Here is a 21,507-nt window from a genome sequence, read left to right on the forward strand (position 1 = left end):
GCCCTGTTCCCCCTGGTGAATCCAGGGGGAACAGGGCCTTCGCGTTTCTGGCTTTAGCGGCTCTAGCTTTAGCGGCTCTAGCTGTGGCGGCTCTAGCTGTGGCGGCGGGCCGGCAGCGGGGCCGGGCGCAGCCGACGGTAGCCCTCGCGGGCCGGCGGACGGTCCGTCGGCAGCTCCTGCACCATTTCCTTCAGCGCCGTGATGCCGTATTCCAGCTGCGGGTCCCGGCGGGCGGCGTAGGCGTGCGGCGGGAACGTCACTTCGATGTCGGGCGCCACTCCGTGGTTTTCGACGCTCCAGCCAACACCGCCGCCGAACCACGTTGCGTAGCGGGGCTGGGTCACCCCGGTGCCGTCAGCCAGCGTGAACCGGTTGTCGATGCCGACGACGCCGCCCCATGTGCGGGTGCCGATCACCGGGCCGATGCCGCGCAGCTTCGAGACCTGGGTGATGATGTCACCGTCGGAGCCGGCGAATTCATCGGCCAGGATGATGACGGGGCCGCGCGGTGCGTGGTGCGGATAGGTGCGCGGCTTTTCACCGCGGGGCATGCTCCAGCCGGTCACCTTCCGCCCGATCAGCTCCGCCACGAGCTGTGAGGTGTGTCCGCCGCGGTTGCGGCGCACGTCCACGATCAGGCCGTCCAGCGCCGTCTCGGTGTCCAGGTCCCGGTGGAGCTGCGCCCAGCCGTTCGCCAGCATGTCCGGGATGTGCAGGTAGCCGAACTTGCCGTCGGAGGCCTGGCGCACTGTCCGGCGGTTGGCGTTGACCCAGTCCTGGTAGCGGAGCCGTTCCTCATCCCGGATGGGGACGACGGCGATCCTGCGCTGGGCGCCCGCTGCCGCGCCGTGGCCGGCGCCGTTGCGGATGGTCAGTTCCACCGCGCGTCCCGCCGCACCCACCAGCTGCATGGCCGGGGTCAGCGACTCCGTGAGACGCACGCCGTCGATCGCCAGCAGGACGTCCCCGGCCTTGGCGTCGGCACCCGGCCGGGTCAGGGGCGATGTGGCCAGCGGGTCCGACGATTCACCGGCCAGGATGCGCTCGATTTCCCAGCCGTCGCCGGTGAACGCGAGGTCGGCACCCAGCCGGCCCTGGCCGTTGCTGCCGTTTTCCACCGCCGCAGCCGGGCGCACGTAGGCGTGCGACGTGCCGAGCTCGCCGTGGAGTTCCCACAGCAGGTCAACAAGGTCGTCGTGCGAGCCGAGCCGTTCCACGATGGGACGGTAGCGGGCGTGGACGGAGTCCCAGTCCTGGCCGGCCATGTCCTCGGTCCAGAAGAAGTCGCGCTGCAGGCGCCACGCCTCGTCGAACGCCTGGCCCCATACGCTCAGTGGGTCCATCAGGACGCGGATGCGGGTGAGGTCCACCTTGACCACCTGGCCGGACTCTTCGTCTGCTTTGGCGTCGGAGGGCACCACCCGGACCTGCTTGTCGTGGACCAGGACCACCTTTTTGCCGTCGCCGGACAGGCGGTAGCTGTTCAGGGCATCGACCAGGGTGCTGGTCTTTCGCTTGGCCAGGTCGAAGCGGACCAGGCTCGGGGCGGCGTTCTTGTCTTCCAGGCTGGCCCTGCCCTCCCCTGTCACTCCGGCCAGGGCGCTGTCGAGCCACAGCAGCGCACCGTCGGTGGCAGCCAGATCCGAGTAGTTGCCCTGCGGGACCGGAACGCTGATGACCCGGTGGGCAAGGCCTTCAGCGTCCACCCTGACGGTGGCAGGAGTGGCCTGCCCTTCGGCGGACGTGCCTTCCTGGGCGGCGGCACTGTCATGCACACCGGTGTTTTGCGCGGTGCTGTCCTCCGGCAGAGCCACGCTCGGGCCGAACGGCGACGCCGTGTCCGCCGCCAGTGCCACCAGGTAGGGCTTGATCGGGCTGGGGAAGGACAGGTCGAATGAGTGGCCGTCGTAGACCGGATCAAAACTGCGGTTGGAGAGGAAGGCCAGGAAGTTGCCGTCCGGGGAGAACGACGGCGACTGGTCCCGGAAGCGCCCGTCCGTCACGTCCACGATGGCAGCCTCTCCGGCCGCGGCTTTGGTGTTGGCAGCTGCGGCCTCCGCAGCTGTGGCGTGAACCAGCCGCAGGCGGCTGCGCGACCCAAAGGAGGTCACCGGTTCCGACCAGGCCAGCCAGGCGGAGTCCGGCGACCAGGCGAAGTCCTCGATGCTGCCCTCGCCAATGCTGGTGACGGACGTCAGCTTGCCGTCCCGGCTGTCCGCGATGTAGACGTCGCCAAATGCGGTTCCGATGGCGATCCAGCGGCCGTCGGGGCTGGTTTCGATGGCGCTGGCACGTGTTGGCTTGGGGAACCGGACCGTGAGCGGCTTGGACCCGCCCGGAATACTGATGATGGCCTGGCCTGCCTCAGTCCCGGCTGCTGCTGCTGCGGCGGGGGCGAGGTCGGCGGCCGCGTCGTCGGCCACCGGATGAGTGACGCGGGGAGCCGGAACACCCGTCGATGGTGCACCCTGTCCCGCCACACCGGCGGCGGAAACCGGCCTGGGCAGGGACACTGCGGGGGCGGCGGCTTCCTGCTTTGCGGCGGGAGTGGTCCCCTCGCCGCCGCCTGCTGCCGCGGCCGGCTTTGCAGCTGCGTGCGGTGTTTGGCCGGCGCCTTCGTGTGCCGGGATCTGCGGGGCGATTTCCGTGATGAACAGGGCCTCGTCGCCGCCGTGGTCCGCCACGTACGCAATGCGCCCGTCCGGCAGGGGGCGCGGCAGGCGGGCGCGGACACCCGCCGTGGCCTCGACCACGCGGGACGGGCCGTCCTTGTGCCGCAGCCAGTGGATGGTGCCGTGCGCTTCCACGGCGCTGGCTTCTCCGGTGATGTCCGGCCGGACATCACCGAGGTGCTTGGCGACTTTGAGGAGCGAGGGGCGGCGGCCCTGGGAAGCGGACCCGAGCGTTACCTCCAGGCGGACGGCCTCGGAGCCAAGGTCATGCAGGAGCCACAACTCACCTGCCGATTCAAAGACCACGCGCTTGCCGTCCGTGGCGGCGTGGCGGACGTAGAAGTCCTCGTGGTCGGTGTGGCGCCGCAGGTCCCCGCCCCCGGGCAGGACCGAGTACAGGTTGCCGTAGCCTTCGTGGTCCGAGAGGAACGCGATGCGGCCGTCCACCCACATGGGATCGGCGAGGTTGCCGTCCAGTTCAGGAAGGAGCCGTTCGAACTCGCCGTTGCCGTCGGCATCGATCCAAAGCTTTCCGGCGGTGCCGCCGCGGTAGCGCTTCCACCAGGCCGGCTCGCGGGAGAGCACGCTGCCCACCACCACAGGCTTTTCGTCCCCGAGTTCCGGGCCGAAGGCAACGGACTCGACCGGTCCCAGCGGAAGTTCCTCTGCCCAGCCGCCTTCGGTGGACAGACGGTAGGCGTGCGTGTGCCGGCTTTCGGCCTGTCGGAAGGCGCTGGTGACCACGATGTCCCCGTCAGGTGTGAAGCCCTTGACCCGGGTGGTGCTGTGGCCGAAGAAGGTCAGCTGGCGGTATCCCCCGCCGTCGACGTCGGCAATGACCACCTCAGGTGCGGTCCCCTGGACGACCGTCCAGACCAGCTTCTTCCCATCCGGCGTAAAGCGCGGATTGCGGGCCGGCAGTTGGAGCGCGGAAACACGCCACGCCCGGCCTCCGCTGAGGGGGGCAATCCAGACGTCGTCCTCGGCCACGAACGTGACCAGATCGCCGTGAACATGAGGGAACCGGAGGTAACTCGAAGAGGTCATCGTTCGATCATAGTCAAGGTGCACGTGGCCATCGGGGAGGTGCCCCGCCGTGCCGGGCATGGTGAGATGGATCATGCGCATCGTCATGGCCGGCGCCTCCGGTCTCATTGGAACCGCACTTTCCTCCCGCCTCGCTTCCGACGGGCACGACGTCGTCCGGCTGGTGAGGCGGCCTCCGGAGTCGCCGTCGGAAATCCCCTGGGATCCCGCCACCGGAACGCTGGACCCGGCCAGCCTGGAGGGGGCCGGCGCTGTCATCAACCTCTCCGGCGCGAATATCGGTGCCAGGCCCTGGACGCCGCACCGCATCGATGAGCTGTTCCGTTCACGGCTTGATCCCACCCGGACCCTCACCGCGGCGATGTGCAGCGTCGACTCCGCGCCGCCGATCTTCATCAGCCAGTCGGGGGCCGGCTACTACGGCGACGCCGGGGCCGCCCTGCTGACGGAGCGCTCCCCCGCAGGACAGGGCATCATGGCCCGCATCTGCGTCGAGTGGGAAGCGGCAGCCCACGAAGCCCCCGCCGGCGTCCGCGTGGTAACGCCGCGGACGGCCGTGGTGCTGAGCAGGTCCGGCGGAGCCCTGGGCCGCCTGCTGCCGCTGCTGCGTGCAGGCATTGGCGGCCCGCTGGGCAACGGCCGGCAGTACTGGCCCTGGATCACACTCCCCGACCTCACCGCCGCGTTCGGATTCCTCCTCACATCCGGAAACTCAGGCCCTGTGAACCTTGCGGCACCGGAAGCCGCTGATGTGAATACCCTGGTGGCCGAACTGGCAAAGGCGCTGCACCGGCCGGCCCTGCTGCGCGTCCCGGCCCCGGCGCTGCGCCTGGTCATGGGCAAGCTTGCCGGCGAACTCCTGCTCGCCAGCCAGCGGATTGAGCCCGCCCTGCTCCGCGACGGCGGGTTCACGTGGCAGCACCCCTCAGTGTCGCGCGCCGCGGAATGGGTGGCCGGAGGCAAGTAGCCGCTTTCCCGGTTGGTGCCCGTTGTATTGCTGTATCTGTGTTCAGGCCGCCCGTGGCGTTCACTCCGCGGGCAGGATGTCCGCGATGCGCCAGCGCCCGTCGACCGGGACAAGAACCAGCCGCAGCCTGATGGCCTGCTGCGCCGCTCCCTTCGCATCCACACGCCCGTCCGCTGCCCGCTCCTCGTACGCCGTCGCCGATGACGTCGCCGCAACGACAGCCCGCCCCTTCGTGCCTCCGGGCAGCCGGCGGACGCCGGAAAGGCTGGTCCTGAAACCGGCCAGCACTGTCCCCGCCTTCTCCAGCCTGCTGCGGATGCCCCTGTCCGCGGCATGAGCCGGCGTGTTCGGGGCGTTCACGGCGTCGAGCAGGTCCAGCTTGCCCTCGCGCAGCGCCAGCGAACGCAGTTGCGCCAGGCCGCGGACCGCTGCGACAGGATCTTTCGCGCCGAGCTGCCGCCGCACATCACCCGGAATGCCGGAACCCGGGGTGTTGGCGTCGGGGGTGTTGGCGTCGGGGGTGTTGGCGTCCGGGGTGTTGGCCGGCTGCGCCGCAGCGCCTGACTCCTGCACAGCTGGACCTGACTCCGGCGCAGAGTGGCCTGATTCCGGCGCAGCCGGGGCCAGCCCCAGGAACACGGCGCCCGCCAGCACCGCCGCCGCGAGCACGGTGCCGGCCACCGCCAGGCGGCGGCCGGCGCCCGCCCAGTCTCTGCCGGCGACCGCCCGGGACCATAAGGTCAGGGTGCCGTGCGATGGACTGAACGCCGTTCGCGTGCCTTTGGTCTGCCGTTCCGCCCTATGCCTGACCTGTGCGCCCCGGCGCGTGACACGTCCACCCCTGCTCCTCACCGGTTCAGCCCTGTTCCCGACCCGTTCGAGCCTTGCTGCCACCCTCACCCAGCGCGTCGTTTTCAGACGCCTTCCCCAGGCGCGCAGGTTATTGGTCAGGCGACCGCCCGGTGGTGGGAGCGGGCGTCGGGTCAGCAGCTCAGGCATTACGGTGTCATGGACCGAACGGGACAGGTCCAGGGGTTCTGCCGCTGCGCTGCGGTAAACAGCCGTGGCAAGGTCCGCAGCCGCCGGACGCCGCCGCCTGTCGTCGCTGAGACCAGCCTCCAGCGCTGCCGCCAACGCGGCCGGAACCTCCGGGACCAGCAGCGCGAGCGGTGGCCTTGCTGCTGACGGCGGAGGGGGCTGCCCGGTGAGGCAGTACCAGCCCAATGCGGCGGCGGCATAGACGTCGCGTTCCGGCTGCAGTCCCGCCCGGACGGCGTCCACCGGAGCCGGATCCGTGAAACCGTCGGTGTGCCGGTCCGGAACTCCGGAAGCGTCACCCACCATCCGGGCGATGCCGAGATCAGCCAGCAATGGTTTTCCGTGGGCAGTGAAGAGCACGTTGCCGGGCGCCACATCCGAGTGGGTGAAGCCCTTGCCGTGCAGATAGCCCAGGACCTGTGCGATCGGCGTCAGGACGGTGACGGTTTCGCCGACACTCAGCCGGCCCCTTGCGCTGACCAGTTGCTGGAGGGAACCCCCGGCGGCATAGTCCAGCAGGATCCCGAAACTGCCGTCCGCGGCACCACCCGTTCTGACCACGCCATGGGCCTTGACCAGGTGTTCGTGGTCCAGGACGGACATGACCAGCACTTCACGGCGGACGCCCTCCTCCCTCGCCGTTCCGCAACCGGGAGCAGGGCGGCCGGCTTCAGCACTCCCCGCCGGCGGATCGAAGCACTTCAGTGCCAGTTTCGCCCCGGTGGATTTCTCCGAGAGCAGCCACACTTCGGCACTGCCGCCACGGCCCAGCCGGCGGCAGACGGAGTAGCCTGTGACGACGGGCCCGTCCTCCGCCTGAGTGTGGCCGGTCCCGTTGGCGCTTTCCAGACCGCTTTGTTCCAGATCGTGGTGTCCCGTGCTGTGCTGGTCCATGGCTTAAGGAGTACCGGAAACCCGGAGTTCCTGCAGAAGTTATCCACAGGCAGGCCTACCGCCCGCTGCCACACTCCGAATGGCGCGTACGCAGCCCTGCGGAAGGGGCGGAATGTGACCGGGAACAGGATGAGAGCTTGCGCACACTATCGGGCAGGATCGCAGCTGAGGTCTAAGCTGGAATGCATGACTCTTGAGTTCACAAAGCTCGGTCTTGCCCCGGATTTCGTCGATTACAGCCATGCCTGGGACATCCAGCGCGAAATCCATGAAAACGTCCTGGCCGGCAAGGCCCCCAGCACAGTTCTCCTCCTTGAACATGCCGCCGTCTACACGGCCGGAAAGCTGACGGAGGATCACGAGCGGCCCTTCGACGGAACACCCGTCGTTCCCGTAGACCGCGGCGGTAAGCTGACCTGGCACGGGCCGGGCCAGCTCATCGGATACCCGATCATCAGGCTGAAGAACAAGGCCGGCATCCGTGACTACGTGGAGCGCCTGGAGGCCGTGATCATCGCGGTACTGGCGGACTATGGCATCGCTGCGGTCCGGATCAAGGGCCGCGCGGGTGTGTGGATCGAGGCAGACGCCAAGGGCCCGGACCGCAAGATCGCCGCCATCGGGATCAGGGTCAGTCAGGGCGTGACCATGCACGGCTTCGCCATTAACTGCAACAACGACCTCGCACCCTACGGCCAGATCATCGCCTGCGGAATCACCGATGCAGGTGTGACCACGATCGCGCAGGAAACCGGCCGTGATGTATCCCCGGCAGATCTCGTTTCGCGGATCATCGAAGAACTGCGCAACAATGAAGACGCTTTAGTCGCAACCCCCGAAGGAGCTCTCCTGTGACCCTGGCACCAGAAGGCCGGAAAATGCTGCGGATCGAGCAGCGCAACGCGGCCACACCGGTGGAACGCAAGCCGGACTGGATCAAGGCCAAGGTCCAGATGGGCCCGGAATTCGTGGGCCTGAAAAACCTGGTCAAAAAGGAAGGCCTGCACACCGTCTGTGAAGAGGCCGGCTGCCCCAACATCTTCGAATGCTGGGAAGACAAGGAAGCGACCTTCCTCATCGGCGGCTCCGAGTGCACCCGCCGCTGCGACTTCTGCCAGATCGACACCGGCAAACCCTCCCCCGTGGACCGGTTCGAACCCACCAAGGTCGCCCGCTCCGTGCAGTCCATGCAGCTGCGCTACGCCACCGTCACCGGCGTCGCCCGCGACGACCTCGAGGACGAAGGCGTCTGGCTCTACGCCGAAACGGTCCGCAAGATCCACGAACTGAACCCCGGCACCGGCGTCGAACTCCTCATCCCGGACTTCTCCGGCAACCCCGACCACATCAAAGCGATCTGCGACTCCGCCCCCGAGGTCTTCGCGCACAACGTCGAAACCGTGCCCCGGATCTTCAAGCGCATCCGCCCCGCATTCCGCTACGAACGCTCCCTGGACGTCATCACCCAGGGCCGGAACCTGGGCATGGTCACCAAATCCAACCTCATCCTGGGCATGGGCGAAACCCGCGAGGAAATCTCCGAGGCGCTCCGCGACCTGCACGCCGCCGGCTGCGACCTGATCACCATCACCCAGTACCTCCGCCCCTCCGAACGGCACCTGCCCGTGGACCGCTGGGTCAAACCCCAGGAATTCGTCGACCTGCAGCACGAAGCCGAAGAGATTGGCTTCCTCGGCGTCATGTCCGGCCCCCTGGTCCGCTCCTCCTACCGCGCCGGCCGGCTCTGGGCCACCGCCATGCGCAAAAAAGGCCGCGACATCCCCGCCGAACTCGCCCACATCGCCGACGGCATCCAGGACTCCGGCACCACCCGCCAGGAAGCCAGCACCCTGCTCGCGGCGCACCAGTAGCAGCGGGCATTTCCCATGGCCAGGGGCCGGACACCGGAACTTTCCGGCGTCCGGCCCTTTGTCGCGAATCACGTAGAATTAAGGCACTATGGCGAAATCCCCGAACTCCAGCAACAACACTCCTGCGGCCGCTGATGCCTCCAAGCGCGGTCTTTTTGGGCGCAAGCCCAAAACCGTAAAGGAAAAGAAGCCCAGCCGGCTTAAGCAGATCCGCGAGGTCTTCAACATGACCCGCCGCCACGACCCCATGGTGCCGTGGCTCATGCTGCTGGCGTTCCTGGGCGTCGTTGCCGTCAGCTTCCTCGTCGGCTTCCTGCTGGACAACTGGGTCACGGGCCTCATCATCGGCATCCCGCTCGGCTTCCTGGCCGCCACGCTGATCCTGTCGCGCCGGGCCGAGCGCGCGGCGTTTGCGCAGATCGAAAACCAGCCGGGCGCCTCGGGCGCCGCACTGGGCACGCTCCGGAGGGGCTGGATCACCGAGGAACAGCCCGTGGCAGTGAATCCGCGGACTCAGGATGCCGTTTTCCGCGCCGTGGGCCGTCCCGGCGTCGTCCTCGTTGCCGAAGGACCCACGCACCGCGTGCGCCCGCTGATCGAAGGCGAGCGGAAGAAGCTGGCACGCATCCTTCCCAACGTCACCATCCACGTCATCGAAACCGGACGCGGCGAGGGGCAGGTACCCATCAGCCAGGTGGCGAAGAAGATGAACAAGCTCAAGAACGAGCTCACCAAAACCGAGGTCAGCGCCGTGTCCAAGCGCATTTCATCGCTCGGCACCCGCCTTCCGATCCCCAAGGGCGTGGACCCCTACAGGGCCCGCCCCCAGCGCGGACGCTAGCCCGCCCGAACCGCCCCGGCGGCCGCCGCATCTGCGCCGGCCCCGGGGCGTTTTCGTTGGAGCGGCGCTTTCGTTGGAGCGGCGCTTTCGTGTGAGCCGCATGTTCCAACCAGCCAGACCACCTACAGAAGCCGGAGCCTCCTGTGAAATTCCCGTCCGTGTCCGCCGTCGTACGTGCCTTCCGCCTCCTGGCGGTCGCCGAAGCCTTCAGCTGGGCCGCCCTCCTGGCCGGCATGTATTTCAAGTGGATCGCCGGGACCACGGAATTGGGCGTGCAGCTGGCCGGACCGGTGCACGGTGCCCTGTTCATCGGCTACAGCCTGGCGGCCCTTGCCCTGTGGCGGCTGCAGCGCTGGCCGTTCACGGTCGCGCTGTTTGCCGGTCTTTCGGCGGTGTTTCCCTTCGCCACGGTGCTGTTTGAGCGGTGGGCGCTCCGCCGGGGGTATCTGCCGGCTGACCGGCTGCCGGCGGACACCCGACTGCACGCGGGCAGCCGGCTACCTGCGGATGAGGACGGTGTTCATGGCCTTGTCATGGAGCCCGCGCTGGTCGGGGTCGAAGATGACGGCCGGGATCACCAGGCAGAGCAGGACGGTGCGGACCAGGGCGGCCAGCGGCCCGGCCGGTGAACCGTCCGGCTTCACCACCTGGATGCCCATCAGCCGGTGGCCGATGCTGTAGCCAAGGGTTCCAATCAGCAGGATCTGCTCCGCTGCGAAGACAGCGAGGGTAGCCATGGAATTGCCCGCCAGGAAAACGTTGCTGATCAGCAGCGCGATGGTCCAGTCGATGATGATCGCCAGGATCCGCCGGCCTGCCCGGGCCATGGACCCCGGACCCGATTCGGGGAAGCCCAGGCGCTCCCCCGGGTACTTGGAAATGCCGGAAGTGTCGGGCCCGCTGAGCCATGAACCGATGTCTTTGCGATCTACCACCTGTCAAGTTTACCGAGCCTGCGCGGCGCGGCTGACGCCCACAGGCTGGATAGGCGTGGACCACAGTGTGGACACCGTATAGCGTTTACATAGCAGGGGGTTCTGTAACCTGCCGGAAACAATGCTGACACGGACGGGAAATCCCGAATCCCTAGGGTGTTAACAGTTGCTAGTGAGCCGGGAGCGGGGCACTTTTGTGTTTCCGCCCCTTGGATTGCGCTGGCCCACTTGGCTTTACAGCCAGTTATTACATATGCGTAAGGAGCATAGATGTTCAAGACTGCGGACGAAGTCCTCAAGTTCATCAAAGATGAAGACATTCGGTTTATCGATATCCGCTTCACCGACCTCCCCGGCGTTCAGCAGCACTTCAACGTGCCCGCCAAGAGCGTGGACGCCGACTTCTTCGTCAACGGCCAGCTGTTCGATGGTTCTTCCATCCGCGGCTTCCAGGGCATCGCCGAGTCTGACATGCAGCTCATTCCGGACGTCACCACCGCGTTCCTGGACACGTTCCGCATGGAGAAGACCCTTGCGCTGAACTTCTCCATCGTGAACCCCCGCACGGGCGACCCGTACCACCGCGACCCCCGTGGCGTGGCAGAGAAGGCCGAAGCCTACCTCGCCTCCACCGGCATCGCCGACACCGCGTTCTTCGCTCCCGAAGCAGAGTTCTTCGTGTTCGACAACGTCCAGTACCAGTCCTCCCCGGAGGGCAGCTTCTACAAGATCGACTCCGAAGAAGCCCACTGGAACACCGGCCGTGAAGAAGAAGGCGGCAACCTGGGCTACAAGACCCCCGTCAAGGGCGGTTACTTCCCGGTCTCCCCGACCGACAAGCAGGCCGACCTGCGTGACGCCATGTGCGTCGCCCTGGACGAGGCCGGCCTCGAGGTTGAGCGCAGCCACCACGAAGTTGGATCCGCCGGCCAGGCCGAGATCAACTACAAGTTCACCACGCTGACCCACGCGGCCGATGACCTGCAGAAGTTCAAGTACGTCATCAAGAACACCGCGGACGCCTGGGGCAAGTCCGTCACCTTCATGCCGAAGCCGGTCTTCGGTGACAACGGCTCGGGCATGCACTGCCACCAGTCGCTGTGGAGCAACGGCGAGCCGCTGTTCTACGACGAGAAGGGCTACGCCGGCCTGTCCGACACCGCCCGCTGGTACATCGGCGGCCTGCTGAAGCACGCCGACGCTGTGCTCGCGTTCACCAACCCGACGGTCAACTCCTACCGCCGCCTGGTCAAGGGCTTCGAAGCCCCGGTCAACATGGTCTACTCGCAGGGCAACCGCTCCGCCGGTATCCGTATCCCGATCACGGGCTCCAACCCGAAGGCCAAGCGCATCGAATTCCGCGCTCCGGACCCCTCCTCCAACCCGTACCTGGCCTTCGCTGCACAGCTGATGGCCGGCATCGACGGCATCCGCAACCGCATCGAGCCCCCGGCTCCGATCGACAAGGACCTCTACGAGCTCCCCGCTGAAGAAGCCAAGGACATCCCCAAGGCTCCGGGCACCCTCGAGGAAGCCCTGGAGGCCCTGCGCGAGGACAACGAGTTCCTGCAGGCCGGCGGCGTCTTCACCCAGGACCTGATCGACACCTGGATCGAGTACAAGTACGAGAACGAGATCCGTCCGCTGTCGCTGCGCCCGAACCCCTACGAGTTCGAGCTCTACTACGGCGTCTAGTCTGACCAGTTTGACCTGGTCTGACCAGTTGACGCAGGGAGATACTCCCGACACCGCCAAGGGCGGCCACCGGTTCCGGCCGGTGGCCGCCCTTGGCCGTTTTAGGACAGACCGTTTCCGCGCTACGTGCCCCGGCAGGGTTCGGCGGCATACCGTCCCCAGAGCGAGTCCGGGCCCGTGCCGCCAAAGGCCTCCCTGTCATCCTGCAGCGCCCGGCACAGAACGGGTGAGTCAGCGAAACTGCGCCGTATGTAGGCCTCCCAGTCCGCCCGCTCCGAAGTGAAGGCCTGCGTTCCCATCTGGTACTTCAAATGGGCAAAGTGATCCAGGATCCGGTGCGCCGTCGCCTCGGCCCGGCCAGCCAGCTGCTGCGCCTCCCGCTTCGCCGCAGGATCCCGGATCACCGCCGCGTCCGGCAGCTCCCGGTGGTCCCAGAAGTACGGCTGCAGGTCCGGCTGGTCCACGAAGATCCTGTCGATCTCCTGCTGTTGGGCGTAGAGGGAGGATGCAGTGCTGCTCTCCAGGGTGCTTCTGATGCCCAGGTACTGGTACCCCGCCGCGATGAGCGTGGCGGCCACGCCCGCCCCGATGAGCAGCAGCTCGGCCCTCCTAAGCGTCCGGGCGCGGCTTCCCTGCGCGTGCGCCCGGGCATGGTCCTCATCCTGCCGCCGCTGGCGCGCCGAAAGCTGGGGCGCCGAAAACTGGGGCGCCGAAAGCTGGCTCCGGGCGTGCTGAGACCGGGAGCCAGCCTGTTCCGGCGAGTGCCTCCGAGACGAAGACCTTTTCAAGCCTTCCCCCCAACAAGGTTTGAAGTGCACTGCCAAGACTCAGCGTAGGCACGCCACCGGACGCACGCAACGGCCCGCCGTCGTTTCCGCGCAGCTTCGGCGCTCAGAACGCGGCGAACATGGTGCGCTGCGGGCCGGCTTCGCCGCCCAGATAGGCGCCCTTGTCCGCAAAGCCGGCCTTGAGGTAGGCACCCTGCCCGGCGGGGTTGCGCTCGTTGACTGAAAGCACGACGCCGGCCTGGCCGCCTCCCAGCCTTGCTGTCAGTTTGGCGGCTGCCGCCACTGCCGCGGAGGCTGCCGCCTGCCCCAGCCCCTGGCCTTGCCGCCGCCGGTCGATCAGGAACCCGCGCAGCAGCCAGGCCGAGTCGTCGTCGGGCCAGCCGGCGAGGCGTGCTGCCCCCGACTGCAGCGTCAGCACCCCGGCGGCCTTTCCGCCCGCCTCGATGACATAGGGCCGGCGCGACGCGTCCTCCAGCCCCGCCAGCATCATCCGCAGGGGATCGCCCACAAACTCCTGCTGGCCCGGGGCAAGTTCCAGTTCCGCCACCGCCCCCAACTGGACGGCGCGGGCGTCCGCGTCGAGGTCCCGCAACGGAATGAGCCATACGTCGGGACTCATGATCCCTCAGGAGGCATGTGCCGCCCCGTCGGCCAGCGGGCCCGCCGGATCCATCCACATGACCTCCCACAGGTGGCCGTCCGGATCCTGGAAGCTGTGGCTGTACATGAAGCCGTAGTCCTGCACCGGCTGGGACTCTGTTCCGCCGGCGGCGAGGGCCTTGCCCACCATCTGGTCCACGGCGTCCCGGCTGTCCACCGAGAAGGCCATGATGGCCTCAGTAGCCGAGGTCGCGTCCACGATCTCCTTCGAGGTGAACGTCTTGAAAAAATTCTCGACCAGGAGCATGACATAGGCGTCGTCGTTGATCACCATGCAGGTGGCGTTCTCGTCCGTGTAGTCCGGATTGAAGGAAAAACCCAGCGCCGTAAAGAACTGCACGGACCGGTCCAGGTCCCTGACGGGCAGATTCATGAAGATTTGGGTAGCCATGCGCCCAAACCTAGCACCGGTTCACTGGCCGTAGAAGATCTTCTCGAAGACCCCGCGGGCCCGCCTGCTCACCCGCAGATAGTCCTCCTCGAACGCCGTGGCCTTCCCTTCCTCGTAGCCGCACCACCTGGCCACAGCCTCCAGGTCACGGCGTGACGAGGGCAGCAGGTCCGAGGCCCGCCCGGTCCAGATGACGTTCGCCGAGCGTATGCGGCTGGCCAGGCGCCAGGCGTCCGCCAGCAGGCCGGCATCATCGCTCTCCAGCAGCCCCAGCCCCTCAGCGGCCGTCAGGGCCTTCAGGGTGGAGGTGGTGCGGAGTTCGGGGTGGTTTCCGGCGTGCTGGAGCTGCAGCAGCTGGACCAGCCATTCGACGTCGCTCAGGCCGCCCCGGCCCAGCTTCAGGTGCCTGGCAGGATCGGCGCCGCGGGGCAGCCGCTCGGACTCCACCCGCGCCTTGATGCGCCGTATCTCCCGGACGTCCGCGTCCGAGACGGCCTCCGGGTACCGGATGGGATCGATCAGCTTCACGAAATCGGCCGCGAGCCCGTCGTCCCCGGCGATGGGGCGGGCCCGCAGCAGAGCCTGTGCCTCCCAGATGAGCGACCAGCGGCGGTAGTACTCGCTGTAGGACTCCAGCGACCGAACCATCGCCCCGCTCTTGCCTTCCGGGCGGAGGTCGGCGTCGACGGCGAGCACGCGCTCGGCCATGATCGCCGGCTTAAGGGGCTGGGTCAGGAGCGTGGAAATATGGCCCACGATCTTCGCGGCCTGCTGCTGGGCCTCATCGTCAGATGCTCCAGGCAGTGCCCGGTGGACATACATGACGTCGGCGTCGGAACCATAACCGATCTCCAGCCCGCCCTGCCTGCCCATGGCAACCACCAGCACCGAAGTCTTCAGCGGGCCGGCGGCGGACACGATGTTCTCGGCCACCCGCAGGGCGCCCAGAATCGCCGCGCGGTCGGTCTCGGCCAGTGCCTCGCCCACCTGGTCCTGCCGCAGCAGGCCGGCGCTGTCCGCAATGGCGATGCGGAGGATTTCACGGCGCCGGATAAGCCGGATGAGGCGCATGGCGCTTTCCGGGTCTTCGTGCCGGGACATCTTGGAGGCGATCTCCTGCCACTGCGCCTCAAAGCTGAGCGGAGCGAGGCCCTTGTCCGTGCCCAGCCAGGACACCGACTCCGGTGACACTTCCAGAAGGTCGGCAATGAGGCGGGAGTTGGACAGCATGTGGCACAGCCGCTCGGCCGCGGCCGCGGAATCCCGCAGCATGCCAAGGTACCAGTGTGTTGTGCCGAGGGACTCGCTGATCCTGCGGAACGCGAGCAGGCCGGCGTCGGGATCCACACCCTCGGCCAGCCAGCCCAGGAGGATGGGGAGCAGCTGCCGCTGCAGGGCAGCGCGCCGGCTGACCCCTGCGGTGAGGGCCTCGATGTGCCGGAGGGCACCCTGCGGATCCCGGTAACCGAGCGCAGCGAGCCGGCCCTGGGCGGCCTCCGGCGTCAGGCGGGCATCCTCGCTGCTCAGCTTGGCAGCGGTGTTCAGGAGCGGACGGTAGAAGATCCGGTCATGGAGTTCGCGGACCGAGCGTTTTGTCCGCTGCCACCCGGCCAGCAGCGCATCCGGGTGCGGGCGGTCGGTGGAGAACGGACCCAGCACGGCTTTGGCGAGGGTCCGAAGGGCTTCTTCCTTGACCGGCATGAGGTGCGTGCGGCGCAGCTGGAAAAGCTGGATGCGGTGTTCAAGCAGCCGCAGATAACGGTAGGCGCGGTCGAATTCGGCTGCATCCGCCCGGCCGATGTACCCGCCGGCAGAGAGGGCAGCAATGGCCGACGTCGTATCGCGGTGCCGCAGGGATTCGTCCGACTTGCCGTGCACCAGCTGCAGGAGCTGGACGGTGAATTCAACGTCGCGCAGCCCGCCCCGGCCCAGTTTGATCTGCCGCTGTTCCTCGGCCTGGGGGATGTGTTCGGTCACCCGGCGGCGCATGGCCTGCACCGATTCCACAAACCCGTCCCGGTTTGCCGAGGTCCACACGAGCGGCGAGACGGCCTCCTCGTACCGGGCGCCCAGCTCCGCGTCGCCCGCGATGGTCCGTGCCTTCAGCAGTGCCTGGAATTCCCAGCTTTCGGCCCAGCGGGCGTAGTAGCTCTGGTGCGAAGGCAGAGTCCGGACCAGCGGACCGGACTTGCCCTCCGGACGCAGGTTGGCGTCGACCTCCCACAGGCCTGGCTCACGGGCCGGGGAGGAAATGGCGCGCGAGATCCCGGAGGCCAGCGCCGTGCCGATGGTGCTGGCACGGGCATCATCCTGCTCCCCTGCCTCCACGACGTAAATGACATCGACGTCGGAAATGTAGTTCAGTTCCCGGGCACCGCACTTGCCCATCCCGATCACTGCCAGTGCAACGTCGGCGACCTCGCCGGCGTCGAACTTTTCCGCCGCTTCGGCGCGGGAGACCGCCAGGGCGGCCTCAATGGCCGCACCTGCCAGGTCGGCAAGTTCGGCACCGACAGCGGGCATGAAGTCCAGCGGATCGGCGGCACAGAGGTCCTTGACGGCAAGGTCCACCACGCCGCGGCGATAAGCGGTGCGGAGCGCCCCGTAAGCCTCCGGGCCGGTTATGCCTGCCACCGGCCGGGCAGCGCTGGGATCGGCGCGGACCGACCTGAGGAGCTGGGCGCGCAGCTCGGCGGGATCGGCCGGGAGCGGTTCCGGGCTGGCGGTCACGCTGAACGCGTCCAGGTGCTCCGGGCGCCGGATGAGGAATTCACCCAGCGCCTCGCTCGCACCCAGCACCCGGTAGAGCGGTTCGCTCACCTCGGTGTGCGCCGCTGCCAGCTTCCGCAGGTCGGGATGCTTTTCGATGAGCCGGACAAGGGACTGCAGGGCGGTGTCCGGGCTTGCCGCCAGCTGCAGCCCGGCAAACAGGACATCCTGCTCGATGCCCTCGAGTTCGGGGGCGGCAAGGAACCGCTCACCCTTCTCGAGGTCGCTAAAGCCGGCGGTTATGAGCCGGCGGGCCAAGCTCACCGCAGCCGCCTAGAGTATGGCGAGGTTGCGCTGCAGCTCATAGGGCGTCACCTGCAGGCGGTAGTCCTGCCATTCCGCCCGCTTGTTACGGAGGAAGTGCTCGAAGACCTGCTCGCCGAGGATCTGCGGCATCAGTTCCGAGTCCTCCATGGCACGGATGGCGTCATGCAGGCTGGCCGGAAGGGGGTCGTGTCCCATCGCCCGGCGCTCCGCGGAGCTCAGCGACCAGATGTCGTCCTCGGCTGCCGCCGGCAGTTCATAGCCCTCCTCGATGCCCTTCAGTCCCGCGCCCAGAAGCACGGCGTAGGCCAGGTACGGGTTGGCGGCCGAGTCGATGCCGCGGTATTCGATCCGCGCGGACTGGCCCTTCCCCGGCTTGTACAGCGGGACCCGGACGAGGGCGGAGCGGTTGTTGTGGCCCCAGCTCAGGTAGCTGGGCGCTTCTCCCCCGCCCCAAAGGCGCTTGTAGGAGTTCACGAACTGGTTGGTGACCGCGGTGAATTCGGGGGCGTGCTTGAGGATGCCGGCGATGAACTGACGCGCCGTCTTGGAGAGCTGGAACTCTGCACCCGCCTCGAAGAACGCGTTGGTGTCGCCCTCGAAGAGCGAGAAGTGCGTGTGCATGCCGGAGCCCGGGTGGGCCGTGAAGGGCTTGGGCATGAACGTGGCATACGTGCCCTGCTGCAGCGCCACCTCCTTGATGACGGTGCGGAACGTCATGATGTTGTCCGCCGTCTGCAGGGCGTCCGCGTAGCGCAGGTCGATTTCGTTCTGGCCCGGGCCGGCCTCGTGGTGGCTGAATTCCACGGAGATGCCCACGGATTCCAGCATGGTCACCGCGGTGCGGCGGAAATCCTGGGCCACGCCGCCGGGGACATGGTCGAAGTAGCCGCCCTCGTCCACCGGAACGGGGGACCCGTCCGGGCCGGGCTCCTGCGACTTGAGCAGGTAGAACTCGATCTCGGGGTGCGTGTAGCAGGTGAACCCCATGTCGGCTGCCTTGGCCAGTGTGCGCTTGAGGACGTTGCGCGGATCCGCCGCCGAGGGCTCGCCGTCGGGAGTGAGGATGTCGCAGAACATGCGGGAGGTCTGCTCGGTCTCGCCGCGCCAGGGAAGAATCTGGAAGGTGGACGGGTCCGGCTGTGCCAGCATGTCCGACTCGAAGACGCGGGCCAGGCCTTCGATTGCCGAGCCGTCGAAGCCAAGGCCCTCATCGAAGGCACCTTCAACCTCGGCAGGTGCCAGCGCCACCGACTTGAGCGAGCCCACGACGTCGGTGAACCACAGGCGCACAAAGCGTACGTCGCGCTCTTCGATCGTGCGCAGGACAAACTCTTGCTGGCGGTCCATGAAGCCTCTTCTCCGGTCTGCATCCATGCCCTTGTCCGTCCTCGACGGAGCAGGGCAGCTCACGAATCACTTTACTAAGCATTTAGGCGTGGTGCTGGCGGGGCTCCGCCCTGTAACACAGCGTTAACACGCCGCCGCCGGACCGTACGCCATGTGCGGGCGGGCCGGCTATGACGCGAATCACCCGGGATCCCGCGGCGGCCGGTGGCTAGCATGGCAGGTCGCGGACTACGCTCGTGGCATGGCCTCAACCAGCAGTCCCGATCCGAGCATGTCCGCTGAAGCACCTGCACCCTACGGGAACGGCCCGGCGGCAGCCGCAGCACCGGCGTCGGAAGCGGCGAAAAAGCCGCTGCCCCGGATCCGCACACACCACCTGCAGCAGGCCAAAACCAGCGGCGAACACTTCGCCATGCTGACCGCGTACGACCAGTACACGGCTGAGATCTTCGACCAGGCCGGCATCGAGGTCCTCCTGGTGGGTGACTCCGCATCCAACAACGTCTTCGGCAACGAAACCAGCCTCCCCGTCACCGTCGATGAACTGCTGCCGCTGTGCCGTGCCGTCACCCGTTCAGCCAGGCGCGCCCTCGTGGTGGCTGACCTGCCCTTCGGAAGCTACGAGGTGTCGCCGCAGCAGGCCGTGGCCACGGGAGTGCGTTTCCTGAAGGAGGGCCTGGCGCACGCCGTGAAGCTCGAGGGCGGCAAGTTCTACGCCGACACCGTCCGCGCCATGGTCCAGGCGGGAATTCCCGTGATGGCACACATCGGCTTCACGCCCCAGAGTGAACACTCCCTGGGCGGCTACCGGGTGCAGGGCCGGGGCGACGACGCCGCCCGGCTCGTGGAGGACGCCGCGGCACTGGCCGAGGCCGGCGCATTCTGCGTGCTCATGGAGATGGTTCCCGCCGAGACGGCAAAGGCCGTAGACGCTGCCGTCGCGGTGCCCACCATCGGCATCGGCGCCGGCAATGCCACGACCGGACAGGTTCTGGTGTGGCAGGACATGGCAGGCCTGCGCGGCGGCAGGATGGCCAAGTTCGTCAAGCAGTATGCGGATCTCCGGACCGTGCTGAGCGACGCCGCCAAAGCCTACGGGGAGGATGTCCGTTCCGGACAGTTCCCCGGTCCAGAGCACTCTTTCTAGAACCTGGCGCACTCTTTCTAGAACCGGGCGCTCCTCGAGGCACGGGCACTTCCGGTGAGTCGGCTCCGGTCAGTCGTCGTCGCCCTTTTCCCAGGCGACATTGCGGGCCTTGACCTTCTCGAGCGCGTGTTCCGCTTCTTCCCGGGTCTTGTACGGACCGATCAGCTGGCTCCAGTCCGACAATGCATCTTCCTCGACCTGGTGGGTGTTGACGTTGTACCAGTACTCGGGCATCGGTGTTCCTCGCTTTCCGGTTAGCAGCAGGCGGCGGCCGTGATCCACGTAACTTAACCCGCTTCGGTTGCCACCGGGCGCATTAATTTCCATGGCGTTCTGCCCTGCCTTATATGATCAATCTATGCCTTCCTTAGCCTCGACCGCACCCACCGGCACGCTTACCCCGGGAACCATCAGCCCGCAACGGCCGGTGCCCGCGTCGATCCCGCGGCCGGAGTACGTCGGGAAGCCGGGCCCGGCAAAATTCACCGGTTCCGAGGTCAAGTCGCCGGAAACCATCGAGAAGATCCGGGTGGCAGGCAGGATCGCGGCCCAGGCCATCGTGGAGGTGGGCAACCACATCCGGCCGGGCATCACCACCGACGAACTGGACCGGATCGGCCACGAGTTCCTGCTGGACCATGACGCCTACCCCTCCACACTGGGGTACCGCGGCTTCCCCAAGTCCCTGTGCTCCTCCCTGAATGAGGTCATCTGCCACGGCATTCCGGACAGCACGGTGGTGCAGGACGGCGACATCATCAACATCGACATCACCGCTTTCATCGGCGGAGTCCACGGCGACACCAACCACACGTTCCTCGTCGGCGATGTGGACGAGGAGTCACGGCTGCTGGTTGAACGGACCCGTGAATCCCTCAACCGTGCCATCAAGGCCGTGGCCCCCGGCCGCCAGATCAACGTGATCGGCCGCGCCATCGAGTCCTACGCCCGGCGCTTCGGCTACGGCGTGGTCCGGGACTTCACCGGCCACGGTGTGGGCGAGGCCTTTCACACCGGTTTGATCATCCCCCACTATGACGCCGCGCCCGCCTACAACACCGTCATTGAGCCCGGCATGGTGTTCACCATCGAACCGATGCTGACGCTCGGCACCATCGAATGGGACATGTGGGCCGACGACTGGACCGTGGTCACCAAGGACCGCAAGCGCACCGCGCAGTTCGAACACACACTTCTCGTCACCGAATCAGGTGCCGAAATCCTCACCCTTCCCTGACGCCAGGCAACCGCCCGCGTCATTGGCGGCAACTCACCCTTGCCCAGCCCGAGCCCCTACCCTGCCACGAACGGAATCCCATTGGCCAAGAAGGACGAAAAGACCCGCAAGAACGCCCCGCTGATCGGCATCGACATCGGCGGCACCGGAATCAAGGGCGGCATCGTAGACCTGAAGAAGGGCAAGCTGATCGGCGATCGCTTCCGCCTGGCGACCCCGCAGCCGGCCACTCCGGAGGCGGTGGTAGAGGTGGTGGCCAAGGTGGTCGAGGAGCTGCAGGCACGCCCCGACGCGCCGGAGGCCGACAGCCCCATCGGTGTGACGTTCCCCGGCATCATCCAGCACGGTGTGGTCCACTCCGCAGCCAATGTGGACAAGAGCTGGCTCAACACGGATATCGATGCGTTGCTCACGGCGCGGCTCGGCCGCCCAGTGGAGGTCATCAACGACGCCGACGCCGCCGGCCTGGCAGAAGCCCGGTACGGTGCGGGCGCCGGAATTGGCGGCACTGTTCTGGTCATCACGCTCGGCACCGGCATCGGGTCCGCGTTCATCTTCAACGGCCATCTGGTTCCCAACGCCGAACTGGGCCACCTTGAGGTCGACGGTTTCGATGCCGAGAGCAAGGCGTCAGCGGTGGCCCGGGAGCGGGATGGACTCAGCTGGGAAGAATACAGCGTCCTGCTGCAGCGCTACTTCTCCCACGTCGAGTTCCTGTTCTCCCCCGAGCTCTTCATCGTCGGCGGCGGCATCTCCAAGCGTGCGGACGAGTACCTGCCGCGCCTGAAGCTGCGCACGCCGATCGTTCCTGCTGAGCTGAAGAACGAGGCCGGCATCGTGGGTGCCGCCCTGGAGATCGCCGTCAAGCACGAGCTGGCAAAATAGCAGCCCGGCTTCGGGAACGCCCCCAACGCCGAAGGCGGCAGACACAGTGTCTGCCC

The 21,507-nt window shown here is 67.3% G+C and carries 17 protein-coding genes and 1 pseudogene; 9 read left to right on the forward strand and 9 right to left on the reverse strand.

Going from position 1 to position 21,507, the window contains the following annotated elements; all coding sequences use genetic code 11:
* Nucleotides 1-92 precede the first annotated feature (92 nt).
* Nucleotides 93-3,719 carry a S41 family peptidase gene (locus tag ACFUTU_RS19495; protein WP_377967333.1) on the reverse strand — a complete coding sequence of 1,209 codons (3,627 nt, stop codon included), beginning with the start codon at nucleotides 3,717-3,719 and terminating at the stop codon, nucleotides 93-95.
* A 73-nt stretch (nucleotides 3,720-3,792) separates the two neighbouring features.
* On the opposite strand from ACFUTU_RS19495, the gene ACFUTU_RS19500 reads away from it, so the two are divergent.
* Entirely contained in the window at nucleotides 3,793-4,686 is an 894-nt protein-coding gene (locus ACFUTU_RS19500) for a TIGR01777 family oxidoreductase (protein ID WP_377967303.1), read from the forward strand.
* Nucleotides 4,687-4,746: 60 nt separating this feature from the next.
* Here the strand turns inward: ACFUTU_RS19500 and ACFUTU_RS19505 are convergent, their stop codons facing one another.
* Nucleotides 4,747-6,618, reverse strand: coding sequence for a serine/threonine protein kinase (locus ACFUTU_RS19505; RefSeq protein ID WP_377967305.1), 1,872 nt, complete (start codon nucleotides 6,616-6,618; stop codon nucleotides 4,747-4,749).
* Nucleotides 6,619-6,804: 186 nt separating this feature from the next.
* Between ACFUTU_RS19505 and lipB the strand changes: the two genes are divergently transcribed.
* From lipB to ACFUTU_RS19525, 4 genes and pseudogenes are all read left to right on the forward strand, one after another.
* On the forward strand, nucleotides 6,805-7,473 hold the full coding sequence (gene lipB / locus ACFUTU_RS19510) for a lipoyl(octanoyl) transferase LipB (protein WP_377967307.1): 669 nt from the start codon (nucleotides 6,805-6,807) through the stop codon (nucleotides 7,471-7,473).
* Nucleotides 7,470-8,489 (forward strand): lipoyl synthase, encoded by a 1,020-nt coding sequence (gene lipA, locus ACFUTU_RS19515; RefSeq protein WP_377967309.1) that lies wholly within the window; start codon nucleotides 7,470-7,472, stop codon nucleotides 8,487-8,489. Before lipB ends, lipA begins: the two co-directional genes overlap by 4 nt.
* Nucleotides 8,490-8,577: 88 nt before the next feature.
* Nucleotides 8,578-9,330: a DUF4191 domain-containing protein gene (locus tag ACFUTU_RS19520; protein ID WP_377967311.1), complete on the forward strand. Its 753-nt coding sequence runs from the start codon at nucleotides 8,578-8,580 to the stop codon at nucleotides 9,328-9,330.
* Between the two features lie 143 nt (nucleotides 9,331-9,473).
* A pseudogene (locus ACFUTU_RS19525) lies at nucleotides 9,474-9,785 on the forward strand (DUF3817 domain-containing protein); the annotation flags it as partial.
* Between the two features lie 42 nt (nucleotides 9,786-9,827).
* On the opposite strand, the gene ACFUTU_RS19530 reads toward ACFUTU_RS19525, so the two are convergent.
* Nucleotides 9,828-10,265 (reverse strand): RDD family protein, encoded by a 438-nt coding sequence (locus tag ACFUTU_RS19530; protein ID WP_377967313.1) that lies wholly within the window; start codon nucleotides 10,263-10,265, stop codon nucleotides 9,828-9,830.
* A gap of 270 nt (nucleotides 10,266-10,535) precedes the next feature.
* Between ACFUTU_RS19530 and glnA (ACFUTU_RS19535) the strand changes: the two genes are divergently transcribed.
* A complete protein-coding gene (glnA, locus tag ACFUTU_RS19535) occupies nucleotides 10,536-11,960 on the forward strand; it encodes a type I glutamate--ammonia ligase (protein WP_076797997.1) in 1,425 nt (474 codons plus the stop codon).
* Nucleotides 11,961-12,082: 122 nt separating this feature from the next.
* On the opposite strand, the gene ACFUTU_RS19540 is transcribed toward glnA (ACFUTU_RS19535), so the two are convergent.
* The 5 genes from ACFUTU_RS19540 to glnA (ACFUTU_RS19560) all read right to left on the reverse strand — a co-directional run bounded on the left by ACFUTU_RS19540 (nucleotide 12,083) and on the right by glnA (ACFUTU_RS19560) (nucleotide 18,182).
* On the reverse strand, nucleotides 12,083-12,538 hold the full coding sequence (locus tag ACFUTU_RS19540; RefSeq protein WP_377967315.1) for a hypothetical protein: 456 nt from the start codon (nucleotides 12,536-12,538) through the stop codon (nucleotides 12,083-12,085).
* 313 nt (nucleotides 12,539-12,851) lie between these two features.
* Nucleotides 12,852-13,367 carry a GNAT family N-acetyltransferase gene (locus ACFUTU_RS19545; protein WP_377967317.1) on the reverse strand — a complete coding sequence of 172 codons (516 nt, stop codon included), beginning with the start codon at nucleotides 13,365-13,367 and terminating at the stop codon, nucleotides 12,852-12,854.
* Between the two features lie 6 nt (nucleotides 13,368-13,373).
* On the reverse strand, nucleotides 13,374-13,799 hold the full coding sequence (locus tag ACFUTU_RS19550; RefSeq protein ID WP_377967319.1) for a VOC family protein: 426 nt from the start codon (nucleotides 13,797-13,799) through the stop codon (nucleotides 13,374-13,376).
* A gap of 21 nt (nucleotides 13,800-13,820) precedes the next feature.
* Entirely contained in the window at nucleotides 13,821-16,832 is a 3,012-nt protein-coding gene (locus tag ACFUTU_RS19555; RefSeq protein ID WP_377967321.1) for a bifunctional [glutamine synthetase] adenylyltransferase/[glutamine synthetase]-adenylyl-L-tyrosine phosphorylase, read from the reverse strand.
* 9 nt (nucleotides 16,833-16,841) lie between these two features.
* The gene (glnA, locus tag ACFUTU_RS19560; RefSeq protein ID WP_377967323.1) at nucleotides 16,842-18,182 is read right to left on the reverse strand and encodes a type I glutamate--ammonia ligase; all 1,341 of its coding nucleotides are present in this window, start codon (nucleotides 18,180-18,182) and stop codon (nucleotides 16,842-16,844) included.
* Nucleotides 18,183-18,423: 241 nt separating this feature from the next.
* Here glnA (ACFUTU_RS19560) and panB point away from each other — a divergent pair, with 241 nt between their 5' ends.
* Nucleotides 18,424-19,329 carry a 3-methyl-2-oxobutanoate hydroxymethyltransferase gene (panB, locus tag ACFUTU_RS19565; protein ID WP_377967325.1) on the forward strand — a complete coding sequence of 302 codons (906 nt, stop codon included), beginning with the start codon at nucleotides 18,424-18,426 and terminating at the stop codon, nucleotides 19,327-19,329.
* A 69-nt stretch (nucleotides 19,330-19,398) separates the two neighbouring features.
* On the opposite strand, the gene ACFUTU_RS19570 is transcribed toward panB, so the two are convergent.
* On the reverse strand, nucleotides 19,399-19,563 hold the full coding sequence (locus ACFUTU_RS19570) for an SPOR domain-containing protein (protein ID WP_377967327.1): 165 nt from the start codon (nucleotides 19,561-19,563) through the stop codon (nucleotides 19,399-19,401).
* Nucleotides 19,564-19,687: 124 nt separating this feature from the next.
* Here ACFUTU_RS19570 and map point away from each other — a divergent pair, with 124 nt between their 5' ends.
* Complete coding sequence (gene map, locus ACFUTU_RS19575; RefSeq protein ID WP_377967329.1) at nucleotides 19,688-20,566, forward strand: type I methionyl aminopeptidase; 879 nt, start codon at nucleotides 19,688-19,690, stop codon at nucleotides 20,564-20,566.
* Between the two features lie 81 nt (nucleotides 20,567-20,647).
* Entirely contained in the window at nucleotides 20,648-21,451 is an 804-nt protein-coding gene (gene ppgK / locus ACFUTU_RS19580) for a polyphosphate--glucose phosphotransferase (RefSeq protein WP_377967331.1), read from the forward strand.
* Nucleotides 21,452-21,507: the final 56 nt, after the last annotated feature.

The organism is Arthrobacter sp. NPDC057388, from assembly GCF_042668165.1.
GTDB lineage: Bacteria > Actinomycetota > Actinomycetes > Actinomycetales > Micrococcaceae > Arthrobacter.

Bases quoted from the DNA above. Each gene is read 5' to 3' on its own strand.
- ACFUTU_RS19495 (WP_377967333.1), bottom strand. From the start codon at position 3,719: ATGACCTCTTCGAGTTACCTCCGGTTCCCTCATGTTCACGGCGATCTG.
- ACFUTU_RS19570 (WP_377967327.1), bottom strand. From the start codon at position 19,563: ATGCCCGAGTACTGGTACAACGTCAACACCCACCAGGTCGAGGAAGAT.
- panB (WP_377967325.1), top strand. From the start codon at position 18,424: ATGGCCTCAACCAGCAGTCCCGATCCGAGCATGTCCGCTGAAGCACCT.
- ACFUTU_RS19550 (WP_377967319.1), bottom strand. From the start codon at position 13,799: ATGGCTACCCAAATCTTCATGAATCTGCCCGTCAGGGACCTGGACCGG.
- glnA (WP_076797997.1), top strand. From the start codon at position 10,536: ATGTTCAAGACTGCGGACGAAGTCCTCAAGTTCATCAAAGATGAAGAC.
- lipB (WP_377967307.1), top strand. From the start codon at position 6,805: ATGACTCTTGAGTTCACAAAGCTCGGTCTTGCCCCGGATTTCGTCGAT.
- ACFUTU_RS19505 (WP_377967305.1), bottom strand. From the start codon at position 6,618: ATGGACCAGCACAGCACGGGACACCACGATCTGGAACAAAGCGGTCTG.
- map (WP_377967329.1), top strand. From the start codon at position 19,688: ATGCCTTCCTTAGCCTCGACCGCACCCACCGGCACGCTTACCCCGGGA.
- ACFUTU_RS19520 (WP_377967311.1), top strand. From the start codon at position 8,578: ATGGCGAAATCCCCGAACTCCAGCAACAACACTCCTGCGGCCGCTGAT.
- ACFUTU_RS19545 (WP_377967317.1), bottom strand. From the start codon at position 13,367: ATGAGTCCCGACGTATGGCTCATTCCGTTGCGGGACCTCGACGCGGAC.
- ACFUTU_RS19500 (WP_377967303.1), top strand. From the start codon at position 3,793: ATGCGCATCGTCATGGCCGGCGCCTCCGGTCTCATTGGAACCGCACTT.
- glnA (WP_377967323.1), bottom strand. From the start codon at position 18,182: ATGGACCGCCAGCAAGAGTTTGTCCTGCGCACGATCGAAGAGCGCGAC.